Annotated in this window: 15 protein-coding genes, 1 tRNA gene and 1 pseudogene; 5 read left to right on the top strand and 12 right to left on the bottom strand. The window is 69.0% G+C overall.

Annotated elements, in window-relative coordinates:
• Positions 1-65 precede the first annotated feature (65 nt).
• The 3 genes from rpsA to polA all read right to left on the bottom strand — a co-directional run bounded on the left by rpsA (position 66) and on the right by polA (position 5197).
• On the bottom strand, positions 66-1553 hold the full coding sequence (rpsA, locus tag B042_RS0107785; RefSeq protein ID WP_028647823.1) for a 30S ribosomal protein S1: 1488 nt from the start codon (positions 1551-1553) through the stop codon (positions 66-68).
• A gap of 405 nt (positions 1554-1958) precedes the next feature.
• Positions 1959-2384 (bottom strand): alternative ribosome rescue aminoacyl-tRNA hydrolase ArfB, encoded by a 426-nt coding sequence (arfB, locus tag B042_RS0107780; protein WP_028647822.1) that lies wholly within the window; start codon positions 2382-2384, stop codon positions 1959-1961.
• A gap of 89 nt (positions 2385-2473) precedes the next feature.
• Complete coding sequence (polA, locus tag B042_RS0107775) at positions 2474-5197, bottom strand: DNA polymerase I (protein WP_028647821.1); 2724 nt, start codon at positions 5195-5197, stop codon at positions 2474-2476.
• Between the two features lie 70 nt (positions 5198-5267).
• On the opposite strand from polA, the gene B042_RS0107770 reads away from it, so the two are divergent.
• Positions 5268-5696 (top strand): PaaI family thioesterase, encoded by a 429-nt coding sequence (locus tag B042_RS0107770; protein ID WP_028647820.1) that lies wholly within the window; start codon positions 5268-5270, stop codon positions 5694-5696.
• A gap of 274 nt (positions 5697-5970) precedes the next feature.
• Positions 5971-7230: an ABC transporter substrate-binding protein gene (locus tag B042_RS0107765; RefSeq protein ID WP_036554255.1), complete on the top strand. Its 1260-nt coding sequence runs from the start codon at positions 5971-5973 to the stop codon at positions 7228-7230.
• Between the two features lie 175 nt (positions 7231-7405).
• Here B042_RS0107765 and B042_RS0107760 read toward each other — a convergent pair whose 3' ends face one another.
• From B042_RS0107760 to B042_RS0107740, 5 genes are all read right to left on the bottom strand, one after another.
• The gene (locus tag B042_RS0107760) at positions 7406-8218 is read right to left on the bottom strand and encodes an ABC transporter ATP-binding protein (RefSeq protein WP_028647818.1); all 813 of its coding nucleotides are present in this window, start codon (positions 8216-8218) and stop codon (positions 7406-7408) included.
• A gap of 2 nt (positions 8219-8220) precedes the next feature.
• Positions 8221-9054, bottom strand: a complete 834-nt coding sequence (locus tag B042_RS0107755) for an ABC transporter ATP-binding protein (RefSeq protein WP_028647817.1) — start codon at positions 9052-9054, stop codon at positions 8221-8223.
• A complete protein-coding gene (locus B042_RS0107750; RefSeq protein WP_028647816.1) occupies positions 9044-10033 on the bottom strand; it encodes a branched-chain amino acid ABC transporter permease in 990 nt (329 codons plus the stop codon). The genes B042_RS0107755 and B042_RS0107750 overlap by 11 nt, the downstream gene beginning before the upstream one ends.
• Before the next feature lie 12 nt (positions 10034-10045).
• On the bottom strand, positions 10046-11614 hold the full coding sequence (locus tag B042_RS0107745; RefSeq protein ID WP_028647815.1) for a branched-chain amino acid ABC transporter permease: 1569 nt from the start codon (positions 11612-11614) through the stop codon (positions 10046-10048).
• 309 nt (positions 11615-11923) lie between these two features.
• On the bottom strand, positions 11924-12493 hold the full coding sequence (locus B042_RS0107740; RefSeq protein ID WP_028647814.1) for an ANTAR domain-containing response regulator: 570 nt from the start codon (positions 12491-12493) through the stop codon (positions 11924-11926).
• Positions 12494-12659: 166 nt separating this feature from the next.
• Between B042_RS0107740 and B042_RS0107735 the strand changes: the two genes are divergently transcribed.
• The 3 genes and pseudogenes from B042_RS0107735 (at position 12660) to B042_RS0107730 (ending at position 14924) form a co-directional block, all read left to right on the top strand.
• Positions 12660-12742: transfer RNA gene (locus B042_RS0107735), tRNA-Leu, on the top strand.
• Between the two features lie 98 nt (positions 12743-12840).
• A pseudogene (locus tag B042_RS26430) lies at positions 12841-13636 on the top strand (transcriptional regulator).
• A gap of 280 nt (positions 13637-13916) precedes the next feature.
• Positions 13917-14924: a DUF1266 domain-containing protein gene (locus tag B042_RS0107730; RefSeq protein WP_028647813.1), complete on the top strand. Its 1008-nt coding sequence runs from the start codon at positions 13917-13919 to the stop codon at positions 14922-14924.
• Between the two features lie 154 nt (positions 14925-15078).
• Here the strand turns inward: B042_RS0107730 and pyk are convergent, their stop codons facing one another.
• The 4 genes from pyk to B042_RS26425 all read right to left on the bottom strand — a co-directional run bounded on the left by pyk (position 15079) and on the right by B042_RS26425 (position 18428).
• Entirely contained in the window at positions 15079-16512 is a 1434-nt protein-coding gene (gene pyk, locus B042_RS0107725) for a pyruvate kinase (protein WP_028647812.1), read from the bottom strand.
• A gap of 103 nt (positions 16513-16615) precedes the next feature.
• Positions 16616-17509: a hypothetical protein gene (locus B042_RS0107720; RefSeq protein ID WP_028647811.1), complete on the bottom strand. Its 894-nt coding sequence runs from the start codon at positions 17507-17509 to the stop codon at positions 16616-16618.
• 73 nt (positions 17510-17582) lie between these two features.
• Positions 17583-17960: a DUF2784 domain-containing protein gene (locus tag B042_RS0107715; protein WP_028647810.1), complete on the bottom strand. Its 378-nt coding sequence runs from the start codon at positions 17958-17960 to the stop codon at positions 17583-17585.
• Positions 17961-18194: 234 nt separating this feature from the next.
• Positions 18195-18428: a DUF2784 family protein gene (locus B042_RS26425; RefSeq protein ID WP_394296893.1), complete on the bottom strand. Its 234-nt coding sequence runs from the start codon at positions 18426-18428 to the stop codon at positions 18195-18197.
• Positions 18429-18505 lie beyond the last annotated feature (77 nt).

Genomic DNA, 18505 nt, shown 5'->3' with positions numbered 1-18505 from the left:
AAGGCGAAGGGGCCGCCCCCGAACCGGGGACGGCCCCTCACAGCCGTACTAGCGCCTCAGCGCGATCAGGCGTCGCCGCCCGCGAGCTTCTCGCGCAGGGCGGCCAGCGCCTCGTCGGAGGCCAGCGCGCCGCTGCTGGCGGTCTCGGAGACCGGAGCGGCCTGGCCGCCACCGGTGTACTCCTCCTCGGCCTCCTCGGCCGGGGCGTTGGCGGCGTCGGCCTCGGCCGCACGCGCCTCCTCGACCTGCTTGCGGTGCGCCTCGAAGCGGGCCTGCGCCTCGGCGTAGCTGCGCTCCCACTCGTCCCGCTGCGCCTCGAAGCCCTCGAGCCACTCGCCGCTCTCGGGGTCGAAGCCCTCCGGGTACTTGTAGTTGCCCTGCTCGTCGTAGTCGGCGGCCATGCCGTACAGGGTGGGGTCGAAGTCCACCTGGTCGGGCGAGACGGCCTCGTTGGCCTGCTTCAGCGACAGGCTGATGCGGCGGCGCTCAAGGTCGATGTCGATGATCTTGACGAAGATCTCGGTGCCGACCTGGACGACCTGCTCGGGCACCTCGACGTGGCGCTCGGCCAGCTCGGAGATGTGGACCAGGCCCTCGATGCCCTCCTCCACGCGCACGAACGCACCGAACGGTACCAGCTTGGTGACCTTGCCGGGAACGACCTGGCCGATCTGGTGCGTGCGGGCGAACTGCTGCCAGGGGTCCTCCTGCGTCGCCTTGAGCGACAGGGAGACGCGCTCGCGCTCCATGTCGACGTCGAGGACCTCGACGGTGACCTCCTGGCCGACCTCGACGACCTCGCTCGGGTGGTCGATGTGCTTCCAGGACAGCTCGGAGACGTGCACCAGGCCGTCGACGCCGCCCAGGTCCACGAAGGCACCGAAGTTGACGATCGAGGAGACGACGCCCTTGCGGATCTGGCCCTTCTGGAGGGTGTTGAGGAACGTCTGGCGCACCTCGGACTGTGTCTGCTCCAACCAGGCGCGGCGGGACAGGACCACGTTGTTGCGGTTCTTGTCCAGCTCGATGATCTTCGCTTCGAGCTCACGGCCGACGTAGGGCTGCAGGTCGCGGACCCGGCGCATCTCGACCAGGGAGGCGGGCAGGAAGCCGCGCAGGCCGATGTCGAGGATGAGACCGCCCTTGACGACCTCGATGACGGTGCCGGTGACGACGCCGTCCTCCTCCTTGATCTTCTCGATCGTGCCCCAGGCGCGCTCGTACTGGGCGCGCTTCTTGGACAGGATCAGGCGGCCCTCCTTGTCCTCCTTCTGGAGGACCAGGGCCTCGACCTGGTCGCCGACGGCCACGACCTCGCCGGGGTCGACGTCGTGCTTGATCGACAGCTCCCGGGAGGGGATGACACCCTCGGTCTTGTAGCCGATGTCGAGCAAGACCTCGTCTCGATCGACCTTCACGATGGTGCCCTCGACAATGTCACCATCGTTGAAGTACTTGATGGTCTCGTCGATCGCTGCGAGGAAGGCTTCCTCGGACCCGATGTCGTCGACCGCTACCTGGGGTGTCGAGGTGGCCTCGGTGCTGCTCGTCATTTGTGGGTGGACTCCGGATACGGACAGGTTCAGGAAATGGGCACGCCGCGAGTTCGAGCCCGCCGATCGCCATCCAGATGAAGAGAACCAGGGACACCGGGACGAGAAAACCGTCCGAGACCACCGGCCGCCGGGTTCCAGAGTGCTGACCGAAGCGGTACGATCACCGATCCCTCACGGGAGACGGCACGCGACCGCACGAACCCACAACGCTCCCGCCAGAATATGAGACATGGGCGTCCCGGTCAATCCGAACCCAGGCCGAGAAAGCCCGCCAAGGCCACGTTGGCGGCAATTTACCCGAGCATAGGGGTCAAGATCAACCATGCGCCAGCCCACGTCCGCGCGGGTGCCGGGCCGCGGAGCCGCCCCCGCACGGGCTCCGGACGAACGGGCGGGAAAAAATCAGTCCAGCGGCGGACGCGAGCGGGACCGCTTGAGATCGCCCCGACGACGCTTGTCCTCCACCCGCCGTCGGCGCGCCGCCCGGCCCGGCCGCGTGGGCCGCCGTCGGGGCTCCGGCGGCGCCATCGCCTCCGCCAGGAGCTCCGCCAACCGCTCCCGTGCCTCGGCACGGTTGCGCGCCTGCGACCGGTGCTCCTGCACCGTCACCGTCAGCACCCCGCCGACCAGCCGCCCCGACAACCGCTCCAGGGCCCGCCGCCGGCGCGTCTCCCCCAGCCCCCGGCACGAGGCCACGTCCAACGACAGCGCCACCCGGGTGTCGGAGGTGTTCACGTGCTGCCCGCCCGGCCCCGAGGACCGGGAGAACCGCCACACGAGGTCGGCGGAGGGCACCGTGACCGAGCCGACGCTGAGATCGTCCACCATCGCGCACACCTCCCTCGCCGCCATCTCACAACCCCGACCGCGCCGCCAGGCGTCCGTTGAGGACGGTGGCGGGGAAGTGCGGAGAAACACTAATGAGCGGCCTCGTACCAGTTCTGCCCGCTGCCGACCGACACCGCCAGCGGCACACGCAGATCATAGGCCGACCCCATCTCGTGCGACACCAGGTTTTCCACCCGCTCGCGCTCCCCCGGGGCGATCTCCACCACGAGCTCGTCGTGCACCTGCAACAACACCCGCGAGGCGAACCCTCCCTCGGACAGCGCCGCGTCCACCTGGAGCATCGCCACCTTGATGATGTCGGCGGCCGACCCCTGGATCGGGGCGTTGAGCGCCATCCGCTCCGCCATCTCCCGGCGCTGGCGCTGGTCGCTGGTCAGGTCCGGCAGGTAGCGGCGCCGCCCCAGGATCGTCTCGGTGTACCCGGCCCGGCGCGCCTCCTCCACCACCTCGTGCAGGTAGTCGCGCACCCCGCCGAACACCGCGAAGTAGTCCTCCATCAGCTTCTTCGCCTCGTCCGGGGCGATCCCGAGCTGTTGGGACAGGCCGTAGGCGCTCAACCCGTAGGCCAGGCCGTAGCTCATCGCCTTGATCCTGGACCGGGCCTGGCCGTCCACCTCCTCCACCGGCACACCGAACACCTGCGACGCCATCTGCGCGTGGAAGTCGTAGCCGCTGTTGAACGCGTCGATGAGCGCCTTCTCCCCCGATAGGTGCGCCATGATCCGCAGCTCGATCTGGCTGTAGTCCGCGGTCAGCAGCTCCTCGAAGCCCTCGCCCACCACGAACGCCCGCCGGATCCTGCGCCCCACGTCCGTCCGCACCGGGATGTTCTGCAGGTTCGGGTCCGTGGAGCTCAGCCGGCCCGTCGCAGCCACCGTCTGGTTGAAGGTCGTGTGGATACGACCGTCGTCGCCGACCGTCTTGATCAGGCCCTCCACCGTCGTCCGCAGCTTCGTCTGGTCCCGGTGGCGCAGCAGCACCCCCGGCAACTCGTTGTCCGTCTGCGCCGCCAGCCACGCCAGCGCGTCGGCGTCGGTGGTGTAGCCCGTCTTGATCTTCTTGGTCCGGGGCAGCTCCAATTCCTCGAAGAGCACCTGCTGCAACTGCTTGGGGCTGCCCAGGTTGAACTCCCGGCCCACCACCTCGTGCGCCCGCTCCACCGCGGCGCGCGCCTGCGCCGCGAACTCGCCCTGGAGCCCCTCCAGGTACTCCAGGTCCGCCGCGATCCCCGCACGCTCCATTCGGGCCAGCACACCCACCAGCGGAAGCTCCACATCGCGCAGCAGATGGCCCCCGCCGCGCTCCTCCAGCCTCGCGGCCAGCACCCCCGCCAGGTCCCGAACGGCCGCCGCCCGCACCGCCAGCGCGCCCTGGTCCCCGCCGTCGTCCAGATCCAGCGCCATCTGGCCGCCGCCCTCGGACTCCTCCAGTTCCCGGCCCAGATACCTGCGGACCAGGTCGGCCAGGTCGAACCTGCGCTGACCGGGCTGCACCAGGTACGCCGCCAGTGCGGTGTCGCTGACCACCCCGCCCAGCTTCCAGCCGTGCGCGCCCAGCGCCAGCGCGGCGCCCTTGGCCCCGTGCACCGCCTTCGGCACGTCCGCGTCGGCCAGGAACGCCGCCAGCGCCTCCTCGTCCTCGGGGCCCAGGAGCCGCGGGTCCACGTACACGGCGCCGCCGCCGGGCACCGCCACCGCCAGGGCGTCGACCCGGCCGGTCCCCCCGCCCCACGAGCCGTCGACCGCCACACCCGCGGGCGCCGACCCGGACAGGTCCCGCCCCGCGTGCCCGGCCAGCCAGGCGGCCAGGCCGCCGGTGTCCGCGACCGTCAACTCGACCTCGAAGCCCTCCGCGCCCCCGGCGGGCTCCTCCTCCCGCCCGGTGCGGATCACCGCGTACAGCCGCTCCCGCAGGTTGGAGGCGAACTCCAGGTTGTCGAAGAGCGCGTCCACACCGGCCCTGTCGGCCTCGCCCACCGCCAGGTCCGCCACGTCCACGCCCAGGTCCACATCGGTCACCAACCGGTTCAGCCGGTGGTTGCGCAGCACGTCGTCCAGGTGGTCCCGCAGGTTCTGCCCCGCCTTGCCGGCCACCTCGTCGGCCCGGGCCACCAGCTCCTCCAGCGACCCGTACTTGGCGAGCCACTTCGCCGCGGTCTTGGGACCCACGCCCGGCACGCCCGGCAGGTTGTCGGCCTTCTCCCCCACAAGGGCGGCCAGGTCCCGGTACCGCTCGGGCGGCACCGCGTACTTCTCCTCGACCGCCTCCGGCGTCATCCGCCGCAGGTCCGACAGGCTCTTGCCCGGGTACAGCACCGTGCAGTCACCGGTCACCAACTGGAAGGCGTCCCGGTCACCGGAGGCGATGAGCACCTCCATCCCCGCCTCGCCGCCCCGGTGGGCCAGCGTCGCGATGACGTCGTCCGCCTCGAACCCCGGAGCCGAGAGGTTGGCCACGCCCACCAGCCGCATCAGGTCCTGGGTGAGCGGCACCTGCGAGGGGAATTCGGGAGGGGTCTCCGAACGTCCACCCTTGTAGCCGTCGTACTCCTCGTCCCGGAACGTGGGACCCGACAGGTCCCACGCCACCGCCACGTGCGTGGGCTCCTCATCCCGCAACAGCTTGACCAGCATCGACGCGAACCCGTAGATCGCGTTCGTCGACTGCCCGGTACTGGTCCCGAACTTGTCCGCCGGCAGCGCGAAGAACGCTCGGAAGGCCATCGAATGGCCGTCCAGCAGCAGGAGTCGGGGGCGCTTGGTCTGGTCGGGGGTCTCTCGCTTGGTCACCACAGGTGAATCCTAGGATGCGGAACCGACAGTCCGCAGCCGAGCAGGCGCGCCACACACCGAAAGGCACCGCATGACCACCGAATCCCAGGCCCTGTCCCTCGGCTCCATGGCCGAAGCGCTCACGGGCAGCCTCAGCGAGACCATGGGCATCGAGGTCACCGAGGCCTCCACCGAACGCGTGGTCGGCCGAATGCCCGTCAGGGGCAACCACCAGCCCTTCGGCCTCCTGCACGGCGGCGCCTCCTGCGTACTCGCCGAATCCCTCGGCTCCGTCGGCTCCACCTTGCACGCCGCGAAGTCCGGGCGCGTCGCCGTGGGCATCGAGATCAACGCCACCCACCACCGCTCCGCCACCGAGGGTCACGTGACCGGAACCGCCACCCCCGTCCACTTGGGCCGCACCCTCGCCACCTGGGACATCGCCATCACCGATGACCAGGACCGGAAGGTGTGCACCTCCCGGCTCACCTGCATGCTGATCGAACCGCCTCAGCGGTGACCGCCACCACCACCGCAGGCCCGGTCCTTGGACGGCCGTGCTTTGCCATGGCCGAAACCCGCGACATATCGTCACGTTACCGTCGTATGACACAGACGCCCGTTTACCAGCGATGACTACAGAGGCATAACGTCCTGACAGCGAGTCGGCACCAACGGGTGAACGCCGCTTCCACGCCCGGAACATTCGTGATTAAGCTCCGCTAACGTCCCTCGGCAAGCAATGCCATACACCGCGGGCATACAGGACGCAGTTGAACGGAGTGACCACGAACATGGCAAGAGAGAAGCTCCTGGGCTTCACCGCCGCAGCCGCCGCCCTGGTTCTCGGGCTCTCGGCGTGTGCCGGAGGCAGCGAAGAAGGCGGCAGCGACGACACCGCCTCCGGCAGCGGCGAGGAATTCAACTTCGGCATCCTCTACCCGCAGAGCGGCAGCCTCGCCTTCCTCGGCCCGCCCCAGGTGACCGGCGCCCAGTACGCGATCTCCCAGATCAACGAGGCCGGCGGCATCCTCGGCACCGAGGTCCCCGACCTCCTCGAAGGCGACGAGGCGGGCGACGCCGCCCAGGCCAACGAGGCCGCCAACGCCCTGGTCGCCGACGGAGTCGACGCCGTCATCGGCGCCGCCGCCACCGGCATGACCCAGGCGACCTACGACACCATCACCGGGTCCGAGATCGTCCAGTGCTCCGGCTCCAACACCGGCGCCGTCCTCAGCGACATCGACGACGGCGGCTACTACTACCGCACCGCCCCCAGCGACCTGCTCTCCGCGGTCGTCATGGCCCGCAAGATCGTCGAGGCCGGCCACGTCTCCGTCGGCATCGTCGCCCGCGCCGACGACTACGGCGCCGGCTACGCCGAGACCCTCCAGGCCGAACTGGAGAACCTGGGCGCCGAGGTCTCCGTCAACGAGACCTACGACCCCGACGCCACCACCTTCGACTCGGTCGTCGACGCCGTCTCCGACGGTGAGCCCGACGCCGTCGCGCTCATCGCCTTCGAAGAGGGCGCCCAGGTCATCGGCGGCCTCCTGGAGGGCGGCCTCGAGGGCGAACAGCTCTTCATCACCGACGGCCTCAACGACACCGAGCTCGGTTCGAAGGTCAACGCCGACGCCCCGGAGGACGTCGCCGGCATCACCGGCCTCGCCCCCAGCGCCGAGAACGAGGAGTTCGCCAACGGTCTGGCGGAGTTCAACCCCGACCTGGAGAACTTCCAGTTCGCCCCGCAGGTCTTCGACTGCGTCACCGTGATCGCCCTGGCCGCCGAGGCCGCCGGCAGCACCGACCCCTCGGTCTACGTCGAGGAGCTCGGCAACGTCAGCCGCCCCGAGGGCACCGAGTGCACCAGCTTCACCGAGTGCCGCGACCTCATCGCCGAGGGCGAGGAGATCGACTACCAGGGCGTCAGCGGCAACATCGACTTCGACGACAACGGCGACCCCGCCGCCGCCACCTTCGAGATCTTCCACTACGGAGACGACGGCAGCCACGAGGTCCTCGCCTACGAGGAGCACTCCCTCAACGACTGACCAACCGCTGATCACACCCTGATGCTGATCACCGCATGAGAAAGGCGCCCCGGGACACCGTCCGTCCCGGGGCGCCGCCCTGTCCCCGTGCGCTCCGGAGCCGACGTCCGCCGCACCGCACACACGCGGAGGGGGCGGAGCCCTCCCGGGTCCCGCCCCCTCCGCATGCACCGGATCAGTCCCTGGCCAGCGTCCCCAGGTACAGCTCGATCACGTTCGGGTCGTTCAACAGCTCGCCGCCGGTCCCCGTGTAGGCGTTGCGGCCCTGGTCCAGCACGTACCCGCGGTCGCAGATCTGCAGGCAGCGGCGGGCGTTCTGCTCCACCATCACCACCGACACACCCGTGGAGTTGACCTCCTTGACCCGCTGGAAGACCTCCTCCTGGTAGATCGGCGACAGACCGGCCGTCGGCTCGTCCAGCAGCAGCACCGAGGGATCCATCATCAGCGCCCGGCCCATCGCCACCATCTGGCGCTCGCCGCCCGACAGCGACCCCGCCTTCGCCTTGCGCCGCTCCCCCAGCAGCGGGAACAGCTCCGAGACCACCGCGAACCGCGTGCCGAACGTCCTCGGACGCAGGTACACCCCCATCTGGAGGTTCTCCTCGATCGTCAGCGACGGGAACACGTTCTGCGTCTGCGGAACGTAGCCCACCCCCCGCTCCACCAGGCTGTGCGCCGCCAGACCCGCGATCGACGACCCCCGCAGCGTCAGAGCGCCCTCACGCACCGGGATCAGGCCGAACACCGTCTTGATCAGCGTCGACTTGCCCGCCCCGTTGGGGCCGATGATCGCCACGACCTCGCCCTCGGACAGGGTCAGGGTGCACCCGTTGAGGATGTTCACCCCCGGCACGTACCCCGCCACCAGGTCCTTCGCCAACAGCAGGTAGTCCTCCGGCCCACCGACGGCCGCCACCGGCCGCTCCGCCTCCACCGCGTCGGCGGCCTCGTCGGTACCCGGCTTCGAGTCCCCGTTCCCACTCATCGTCAGCCCTCCTCAGGGGAGCCCAGATAGGCGTCGATCACCTGCTGGTTCGAACGGATGTCAGACGGACGCCCCTCCGCGATCACCTGGCCCTGCGCCAGAACCACGATCCAGTCGCTGATCCCCATGATCACGTCCATGTCGTGCTCCACGAACAGCACCGTCTTGCCCTCGTCGCGCAACGACGTGATGTGCCCCAGCAGCGACTGCACCAGCGCCGGGTTCACCCCCGCCATCGGCTCGTCCAGCATGATCATGTCCGGATCGGTCATCAGCGCACGCGCCATCTCCAACAGCTTGCGCTGACCCCCCGACAGGGAGCCGGCCATGTCGTCGCGCTTGGCGATCAGCTTGAACCGCTCCAGCAGCTCCAGCGCCCGCTCCGTGTTCGCCCGCTCCTGCCGCTGCCAGACCGGGCGCAGGAACGCACCGGCTATTCCCTCACCGAACTGGCCCGTAGCACCCAAGAGCATGTTGTCGAGCACAGAAAGACGTGTCAGGGCCTTCGTCAACTGGAACGTCCGCACCATCCCGGCCCGGGCCACCTGGTGGCCCCGCTTGCCGCTGATCCGCCGCCCGTCGAACGACCACGTCCCCTGGTCCACCCGGTCGAACCCGGTGAGCAGGTTGAACAGCGTCGACTTGCCCGCACCGTTGGGGCCGATCAGCGCCGTGATCGTGCCGCGCTGCACCTCCAGGTGCCCCACGTCCACAGCCGTCAGGCCGCCGAACGAACGCCGCACACCGTCGGCCACCAGGATCGGATCGGCCTTCGCCGAACCGGGCGCGGCCGCCGCGCCCGCCATCCGGTCGGCCACCGTCTCGTCACTTGACATTGATCAGCATCTCCTTGCGGTCGCCGATGAGGCCCTGCGGACGGAACACGATCAGCAGCACCAGCATCAGACCCGCGAAGGCCAACTGGAGCGCACCGTAGTCCGGACTGTCCAGGAAGGGCAGCCAGCCCATCGAACCCATGCCCCGCAGCACACCGTCGGTGAAGTCCATCAGGAACCAGAACGCCATCGCGCCCAGCACCGGCCCGAACACCCGGCCCGCACCGCCCAGCAGCAGGATCACCCACAGGAAGAAGGTCACCTGCGGCTTGAACTGGTCCGGTTGGATCGCCGCCTGGTGCATCGCCATCATGCAGCCGGCCAGCGCACCGATCAGACCGCCCAGCACCAGCACCTGCATCTTGTAGGTGAAGACGTCCTTGCCGAGGCTGCGCACCGCCTCCTCGTCCTCGCGGATGCCCTTGATGACACGCCCCCACGGGCTGTGCATCAGCAGCCACACCACGCCGACCATCACCAGCACCAGCGACCACGTCACCACCATCGTCCACAGGTGTGTCCCCGTGTACGTGATGTCGCCGAACCCGTAGCGGGCACTCGACTCGAACGGGTTGAACCGCCGGAACCCGCTCGCCAGGTTCTGCATGCCGAACACGCCGCCGGTCAGCGGCTCCACGAAATCCGCCCGGTAGATCAGCCGGATGACCTCACCCGCGGCGATCGTCGTGATCGCCAGGTAGTCCGCCCGCAACCGCAGCGTCGGGATACCCAGCAGCAGCGCCAGCACCAGCGCACACAGCAGACCGATACCGAAACCCACCAGCACCGGCAACTGGAACACCGACACACTGATACCGACACCGTAGGCGCCCACCAGCATGAACCCGACCTGCCCGAAGTTCAGCAGACCCGTGTACCCGAAGTGCAGATTGAGGCCGATCGCCGCGAGTGCGTACACCGCCGCCACCGGACCGAACGCCGAACGCGTGGAATCGGCGAGGATCGAAAGAATATCCATCGTCTGTCTCTCCTAGCCGACCCGCTCGCGCCGACCGAGCAGACCCTGGGGCCTGAACAGCAGCATGAGGATCATCAGCGCCAGAGCCCATGCCTGCATGAGCTGCGACGGGAACCACAAAGTGGACAGCATGGCCACCAGGCCGACCGCCAGACCGCCGACCATCGCGCCGTAGGCCGTCCCGAGACCGCCCAGGATCACCGCCGCGAACATCAGCAGCAGCAGCCGGAAGCCCATCTCGTACTCCACGATCTCGCTCAGGCCGTAGAGCACACCGCCCAGCGCCGCCAGACCGCCGCCGAGCCCCCACACGTACAGGGTCACCCGGTCCACGTCGATGCCCGACGACTCCGACAGGTCCCGGTTGTCCGACACCGCACGCATCGCCTTGCCGATCCGGGTGAACTGCAGCATGCACGCCACCGCCACCAGGACCAGCACCGAAAGCCCCATGATCACCAGGTCGCGCGGCGGCAGCGAGATCGGCCCCAGGTCGATCAGGTCCTGGATCTGGTAACCCGCGTACTGGCTGCGCCCGACCCCGAAGACCACCAGGATCACGTGCCGCAGCACCAGCGCCAGCCCGATCGAGACGATGAACATCTGGATCAGCGCCACGTTGCGGTGCCGCAGCGGACGCCAGATGTAACGCTCCATCCCGGCACCCAGCACCGCGCCCAGCAGGACGGCGATCACCGCCGCCCCCCACAGGGGCACCTGCCAGCCCACCGCGTCGCCCATCAGGCCCAGCACCGTGGCCGCCACGACGCCGAGGAGGATGGCCGACCACTGCCCGAGCAGCAGCGCGGTGCGCCCGATCCGAGTCTCGAGGAAGGCCCCCAGGGCCACGGCGACGGCCAGCGCCAGGAAGAGCGCCAGCAGGGCGTTGCCCGTCCCCGACGCTCCCGTGCTGAACAGCAGGGCGACCATCGCACCGAAGGTGACCATGTCGCCGTGGGCGAAGTTGATCATCTTCGTCGTGCCGAAGATCAGGGAGAGCCCGATCGCGGAGATCGCGATGACCAGGCCGTAGATGAGACCCTTCACCCCGAGTTGGGCGAACCGCTCACCGAAGCCGCCTTCGACCGACTCGGCCGCGAGCGACTCGCCTTCGGCTGCGGTCTCCCCGCCGCTCTCGGAGGGCTCGGCCTCCCCGCTCTCGGAGGGCGAGGGAGAACCCGACCCGGCGGCCTCGTCCGCCGGAATCAGGGCGACGATCAGGGGCCGCCGGTCACCGGCGTCGACCGTGACGGCCGCCTCACCGTCGACCACGAGCGCGGTCTCCCGCACGGCGAACTCGCTGGGGATGGACTCCTGGTCCACCACGACGCGGTACTCCCCGGGTTCGGGCAGTTCCACTTCCCACATTCCATCAGGGCCGGTCTCGGCCGCCGCGATCTCGTCACCCCCCTGAAAGACGGAGATCACGATGCCCTCGACACCGTGATCCCTGTCTTCCGGTCGGGTGATCTGACCGTGCAGCCCCTCACCGCCCTGTTCGTCTGCCGTCGCCGCCTGCCCGGGGATCACCAGGATCGCGGTGATCAGGGCGAGCAGCACGGTCACGAAACGTGTGCGCACGCGCGCTCCTTGCGCATCGGAGGGTTGATCGGTACCGAATGCATGCATGCAGCACCGTTGTCCAAAGCTGTTCGGTTGGGTGAGTTTAGCCCGATTTAGCCTGGCCGTTCAGCCCCGCTCAGACCACGTGATCCAACCGTCACCCCATCGTGCGCAAATGAGATCGAACCGGCACATATGCCGCATTAACCCGAACATGCGTCAACACGAACGCCATCGTCAGTTTTCACAACCGCCACCCAGACGAAACGGACACGGTACCGCACCCGGTGGGATGCGGCCCCGTGTCCGTCGGGGGTTCCAATCGGGTCAGCCCTGCTGGCCGCCGAGCGTCTCGATCACCGTCTCGGCGACCTTGCGCATGGTCAGCCGGCGGTCCATGGAGTTCTTCTGGATCCACCGGAAGGCCTCGGGCTCGCTCATGCCGTGGCGACCCTGGAGCAACCCCTTCGCCTGCTCGACGAGCTTGCGCGTCTCCAGGCGCTCCTGGAGGCTGCCCACCTCCGCCTCCAGGGCGGACAGCTCCGCGTAGCGCGAGACGGCCATCTCGATCGCCGGCACCAGGTCCGACTTGCTGAAGGGCTTGACCAGGTAGGCCATGGCCCCGGCCTCACGCGCCCGCTCCACCAGTTCGCGCTGTGAGAAGGCGGTGAGGATCACGACGGGAGCGATCCGCTCCCCCGCGATGCGCTCGGCGGCGGAGAGGCCGTCGAGTACCGGCATCTTGATGTCGGTGATCACCAGGTCGGGCCTGAGCTCCTGGGCGAGACGAATAGCCGTCTCGCCGTCACCGGCCTCGCCGACGACGTCGTAGCCGTCCTCTTCCAACATCTCCTTGAGGTCCAGGCGGATCAGGGCCTCGTCTTCCGCGATCACCACGCGGCTCTGCGTCGTCGTCACGTACACGAGGTTACCGAGATCCGCTACGATGTTGGACGTCGGGTTCGGCAAACCTCGTCAATCGTGACGCCAACGTTGACGGAGCCGAGCAGACTCGGCAGGGGAACCCACCCCCACCCAAGTCCAGACAAAACGGATAAAATATGCCGGAATGGCGGAAAGGCATACGCAGAGGTCTCAAACACCTCCGCCCGCAAGGGATTGTGGGTTCGAATCCCACTTCCGGCACCCTTTCGAAGAGCCGCCCACGGGCGGCTCTTCGCATGTGTGAAAGCAACATCACCCAGAGCCATCGTTTGTCGTACGCGTGATCGATGCTTCACGCCATGTACGCACGCGAGATCGTTGACGAGACCTTCCGGCCCAAAGCCCAAGGTCTGACCGACAAAGCCATCGCCGCCCAGTGCGGCGTCTCCGTCCAAGCCATCCGGCACTGGCGCTACGGCAACCGCCGTAGCCCCGCCACCGAAGCACGCCGCGCCGACCACACGACCTACTGCCCGAGGTGCTCCAGCGGATCACTGCACCACGAGGCCTACGCCTACCTGCTCGGCGCCTACCTCGAGACGGCCGCATCACCCGCGGCAGGCGCGGGGTCTACGCCCTATCGATCTTCTACGACAAGCGCTACCCGCAGCTCATCGCCTACTGCGAAGCGGCGCTGGGAGCTGTCTTCCCCGTTGGTGTGTTCATGGTCCAGCGCGAGGGGTGCACGGAGATCAAGGCGACCTCTAAGCACTGGCCCTGCGTCTTCCCCCAGCACGGGCCGGGCAAGAAGCACGAGCGGACCATCGCGTTGGAGCCCTGGCAGCAGGAGATCGTCACCGAACAGCCCGAAGCCTTCATACGGGGCCTCATCCACTCCGACGGATGCCGGGTGACCAACCGTGTACGGCGTATGCTCCGAGGCACGTGGAAGTACTACGACTACCCGCGCTACCACTCCACCAACGTGTCGACGGACCTCGTCGGGATCCTCACCGACACCTGGAGCAACTGGGGATCGCCTGGAAGTCCCACGTCAACAAACGGGAATCCACTGCCCGCGACGCCAAGGCCGTGTCGGTCTCGCGCAAGGACGCCGTCGCACGGAGGGACGCCTTCGTCGGGCCCAAACACTGACCCTCTCGCCTGACTCCTGACGGGTCCCGCCCTCTCGATCCCCCACCCACCACGCGCGGGCCCGCACCCCCGTTTCGGAACGCCTCGCCCAGAACCGCTGTATCCACCCGGCCAGTTCCACCCCGATTGGACTTTTTGTCACTTTCCGAAGGGACGAGTGGGCTGAACCGGTCACATCCCGGCCACAACCTGGGTACAACCCGCGGGTTCGGGCTTCCGGGCCCCGTTCCGTCACCCATCCTGGTGGTGCAGACAGGACACCCATTGAGAGGAGCAACGGGTGCTGACCGCGATCGCCGGGGTGATCGGCGCGTTCGTCATCGGTACCTGGGTCGTCGTGGCCTGGGGTTCCCGGCGCCGCCAGCCCTGGCTACTGGCGCCCCTCGCCCTCCTCACGGTCGTCCTCGTCGCCCTCGACCAGCCGTTCTGGTCGTTCCTCCCGGCCGTGGCCCTGGCCGCCGGCTCCTTCGCCGAGCTGGTCATCGGCTCCCGCGAGGCCCCCACGCTCCGGGCCAAGGACCCCGACGGCCCGTTGAGCACCGAGCGCTGGGCCGCCGCCGTGGCCGCCCCCTACCGTGTGGCGGTCGCCGAACCCTGGGACGTGCTGGTGCGCCCCTCCCTGCGCCGCGGCTACCGGCGCATGCTGGAGCTGGAGTGGCGGGTGACCGACCGGACGTCGCTGCTGGCCGCGGTGGAGTCGCTCCAGGAGGAGCTGCGCACGACCCCCACCCTGGACATGGTCATCGACCTGGAGGCGGGTGAGGCGCGCCCGCGCCTGCCCCGGGGGCGGGGCGGCGGGGAGGCCGGCCGGAGTGTGCGGCTGTCGGCGGAGCAGGTGGAACGGCTGCGGACGGTCACGACGGTTCCCGGTGCTTCCGTCGCCTCCGGTTCCGACACGGTGGAGGGTGTCTCCGGGGACGGGGGCCGGACCGTGGTGGTGGGTGCCTACCAGTGGTGGAAGTCGGTGCACGTCATCCGGATGGTGTGTGCGGGTGCGACGCTGGACTGGCTGAGTCCGGGCGAGGCGCAGTCGCTGCTGCGGCGGGTGGCGTCGGACCTCCAGCGGCGGTACTCGTCGTGGCGGCAGTTGTGTGTGGCGTTCCACGCGGGGTATCTGCTGTGGCCGGACAAGGGTGTGGTGGACGACAGGAGCGGCACGGACCGGGTGTGGACGGCGCTGGGGCTGTTGACGGAGGATCCGCGGAGTCCGTGGAACCTGTTGCCGTGGGACATGCCGTTGGAGCGTGTGGTCTCGGAGGGCGGCGTGTCCTCGGGGCAGGAGAAGTAGGTCCGGGTACGCGTTGGCCGCATCGGTTCCGGTGCGGGGCCGGGGGCGCGGCTCGTACGCCCTGTTCGACCTCTCAGCACCGGACCTGATGCGGCCTTCTTCCCTCTCCGGGTGCGCGGGGCGCCCCGGGCCCTTCCGTGCGGCTGTGGTGTGTCTACTGGCTGTTCAGTGCGACGGCGTCGCCGAGCTTGTGGACACGCAGGGAGTTGGTGGATCCCACGGTTCCGGGCGGGCTGCCGGCGACGATGACGACCTTGTCGCCCTTGGCGTACTCGCCCAGGCGCAGGAGTTCGTGTTCGACCTGGCGGACCATGTCGTCGGTGTTGTCGACCCAGGGGACGAGGCTGGTCTGGACGCCCCAGGTGAGGGAGAGCAGGCCTCGGGTGGTGTGCTCGGTGCTGAAGGCCAGGAGCGGGATGGGTGAGCGGTAGCGGGCGAGGCGCCGGGCGGTCTCGCCGGACATGGTGAAGGCGACGAGGGCCTTGGCTCCGACGGTGGCGCCGATCTCGGCGGCGGCGCGGGCGATGGCTCCGCCGGTGGTCTCGGGCACCCGGTTGAGGATGTGCGAGGCCCGCAGGGATTCCTGTTCGGCGGCGCCGACGATGCGGGCCATGGTCTGGACGGTTTCGACGGGGTATTTTCCGACGCTGGTCTCGCCGGAGAGCATGACGGCGTCGGCACCGTCGAGGACGGCGTTGGCGACGTCGGAGGCCTCGGCGCGGGTGGGCCGGGGGGCGCTGATCATGGATTCGAGCATCTGGGTGGCGACGATGACGGGTTTGGCCTTGTCGCGGCAGCGTTCGATAGCGCGTTTTTGCACCATGGGGACGTTTTCGAGGGGGAGTTCGACACCGAGGTCGCCGCGGGCGACCATGACGCCGTCAAAGACCTCGATGATGTCGTGGAGGCGTTCCACGGCTTGGGGTTTCTCGACCTTGGCGATGAGGGGGACGGTGATGCCCTCTTCGTCCATGATGCGGTGGCACTCTTCAGCGTCGGCGGGGCTGCGGACGAAGGAGAGGGCGACCATGTCGACGCCTTCGTGCAGGGCCCAGCGGAGGTCTTTCTCGTCTTTGTCGGTGAGTGCGGGGACGCTGACGGCGACGCCGGGGAGGTTGAGTCCCTTGTGGTTGGAGACGGGGCCGCCGTGGATGACGCGGGTGTGGACGTCGGTGGCGGTGGTCTTGGTGCATTCGAGGGCGATGCGGCCGTCGTCGATGAGGACGCGGTCTCCGGGGCGGACGTCGCCGGGGAGGTTCTTGTAGGTGGTGGAGACGCGGTCGGCGTTTCCGGGGATGTCGTCGGTGGTGATGGTGAACTCGTCGCCGGGGGCGAGTTCGGCGGAGCCGTCGGCGAAGGTGCCGAGGCGGATCTTGGGGCCTTGGAGGTCGGCCAGGACGCCGACGGCGCGTCCGGCGGCTTCGGAGGCCTCGCGTAGCCGGGCGAGGTTGGCCCGGTGGTCGTCGTGGGTTCCGTGGCTGAGGTTGAGTCGCGCTACGTCCAGGCCGGCTTCGACGAGCGCGCGGAGGGTGTCCGGGCTCGAGGTGGCGGGGCCGAGGGTCGCGACGATCTTTGCTCGACGTGTCACGGGACTCACTCTAGAGCTTTTGTGGGATGGATTGGTCTAAACCAGGTTGCGATGGGTCGTCTGTCGGGCTTCACGGCGGCGAACGCGGTGGTGCGGCCGGGTGTCACGGGTCGGTTCGGGGGGTGGGCAGGCGGGTGCCGATGCGGCCGTAGGCGCGTAGGACGCGCAGGCGCTGGATGGTGAGCATGCCTTCGCGTTCGATGGTGGCGGCGGGGTCCCAGGTGTCGTGGTGGCTGTCCCATCCGCCGTCGGGGCGCTGCTGCCGCTGGAAGGTGTCGAGGTTGTGGGCGATGACGGTCTGGGTGAAGAGCGGTCGGGCGATGTGGTCGGGGCTGGGTGCGAGGTCCAGGGGGGTGTGGGTGCGGCTGTCGGGTGTGGGGTATTCGTCGAATTCGGCGCGGATGATGGCGGAGAGGCGGTTGATGGCTTGGAGGGCGCGGGGCCGGTTGGGTGCGTGCTGGAGGAAGTGGCAGATGCGGATGGCCTCTTCGGGGTGGGTCCAACCCATGGAGTCGATGTGTTTCCAGCAGTAGGCGGTGGCGAGGTCGCGCCAGGGGTGGGTGATGCGGTGTTTATGCAGGTAGGCGGTGATGGCGGCGGTGGCGCCGAGTGAGCTGATGTAGGGTTCGCCGGTTTGGAGCCAGGGTGCGGCCTCGGTGTTGCGGATGGTGGGCAGGGCGTGGGGGATGTTGCCTTCGGGTCCGCTGATGCTGGTGAGGTAGCGGCAGATGCCGGAGCCGATGTTGTGCGGGATGGGGCCGAGTTCGTCGAGGTGGGCGAGGGCCAGTTCTGTGGCCGCGGGTTGGCTGGCGTGGCCGCGCATGTCGGGGTCGAGTCCGTTGCCGTAGCCGCCGTCGAGGTTGCGGTAGGCGGCGAGTGCGGAGCGGATGGGTGCCGCCGGGCCGTTCTGGAAGTGGTAGGCGAAGCGGTGGCGGTCGATGAGTCTGGCGCTGCGCATGGTGAAGTGTTCGGCAGCACGGAAGGCGTCCCAGGTCACGACGGTCATGGTGTTCACGGTACGGCGGCGGGCCCGGTGGGGTGAATGCTTCGGCGGGCAATATCCACGATCTTTACCCGGGCGGGCGGTGTGCCCGTCGGTGCAGTGTGAGGGTGGCGAGGCCGGTCCAGGAGAGGGCGACGAGAAGCGCTGTGGCGGTTTTGACGGTGATGAGGTGTGCGTCGGGGTAGAGGACGCCGGTGAGGTAGTGGTCTATGAACCCGGCGGGGGCGAGGGGTTCGCGTCCGGCGTGGCGGCGGCCCCAGTTCTCCACGTGGGTGAGGGGGCAGGGCCAGCCGATGAGGGTGATGGCGAGGGCGTAGAGGGCGACGCACAGGTGGGGCCAGAAGGTGCGCGGCCACTTCCAGGCGAGGAAGCCGCCGAGGGCCACGTAGGCCAGGAACGCGAAGTGCAGGAGCATCGCGCTCTGGGCGAGCACGTGGTAGGCCATGCCTCCAGGTTAGGCAGTGTTCCTTCGGGTCTCCGCTCCGCTTCGGCCCGCCGCCCTCGTCGGCCCCAGTCGGAGGTGTGGTCCGGTTCCCGGTCCTGCGCGGCGGCCCGGCGTCGGCGGAAGGACGGGGACGGCGAGGCCGGCCCAGGAGAGGGCGACGGCGGCTCCGGCACCGATCTGGACGGCGGCGGGCTGGTCCCCGGGGTTGGAGGGCACCGGTGAGGTAGTGGTCGATCAACCCGGCGGAGGCGAGGGGTTCGCGTCCGGCGTGGCGACGGCCCCAGTTCTCCACGTGGGTGAGGGGGCAGGGCCGCCGACGATGCTGGTGGCGAGGGCGTAGAGGGCGACGCACAGGCGGGGCCAGAAGGTGCGCGGCCACTTCCAGGCGAGGAAGCCGCCGAGGGCCGCGTAGAGGAGGAAGGCCGTGTGGAGCGCCATGGCCGCTTCCCCGACGATGCGGCACCTCATGTGTCCGACCTGGGCGAGGGGGTGGAGCCCAGGGACAGCAGGGCGTTTGTTACGTCACTCCTGAACGAATCCTCTGC

Origin of the sequence: Nocardiopsis sp. CNT312 (genome assembly GCF_000515115.1) — a bacterium.
In the GTDB taxonomy this organism is placed as follows: Bacteria; Actinomycetota; Actinomycetes; order Streptosporangiales; family Streptosporangiaceae; genus Nocardiopsis.
This window is presented reverse-complemented; position numbering and strand designations above follow the sequence as displayed.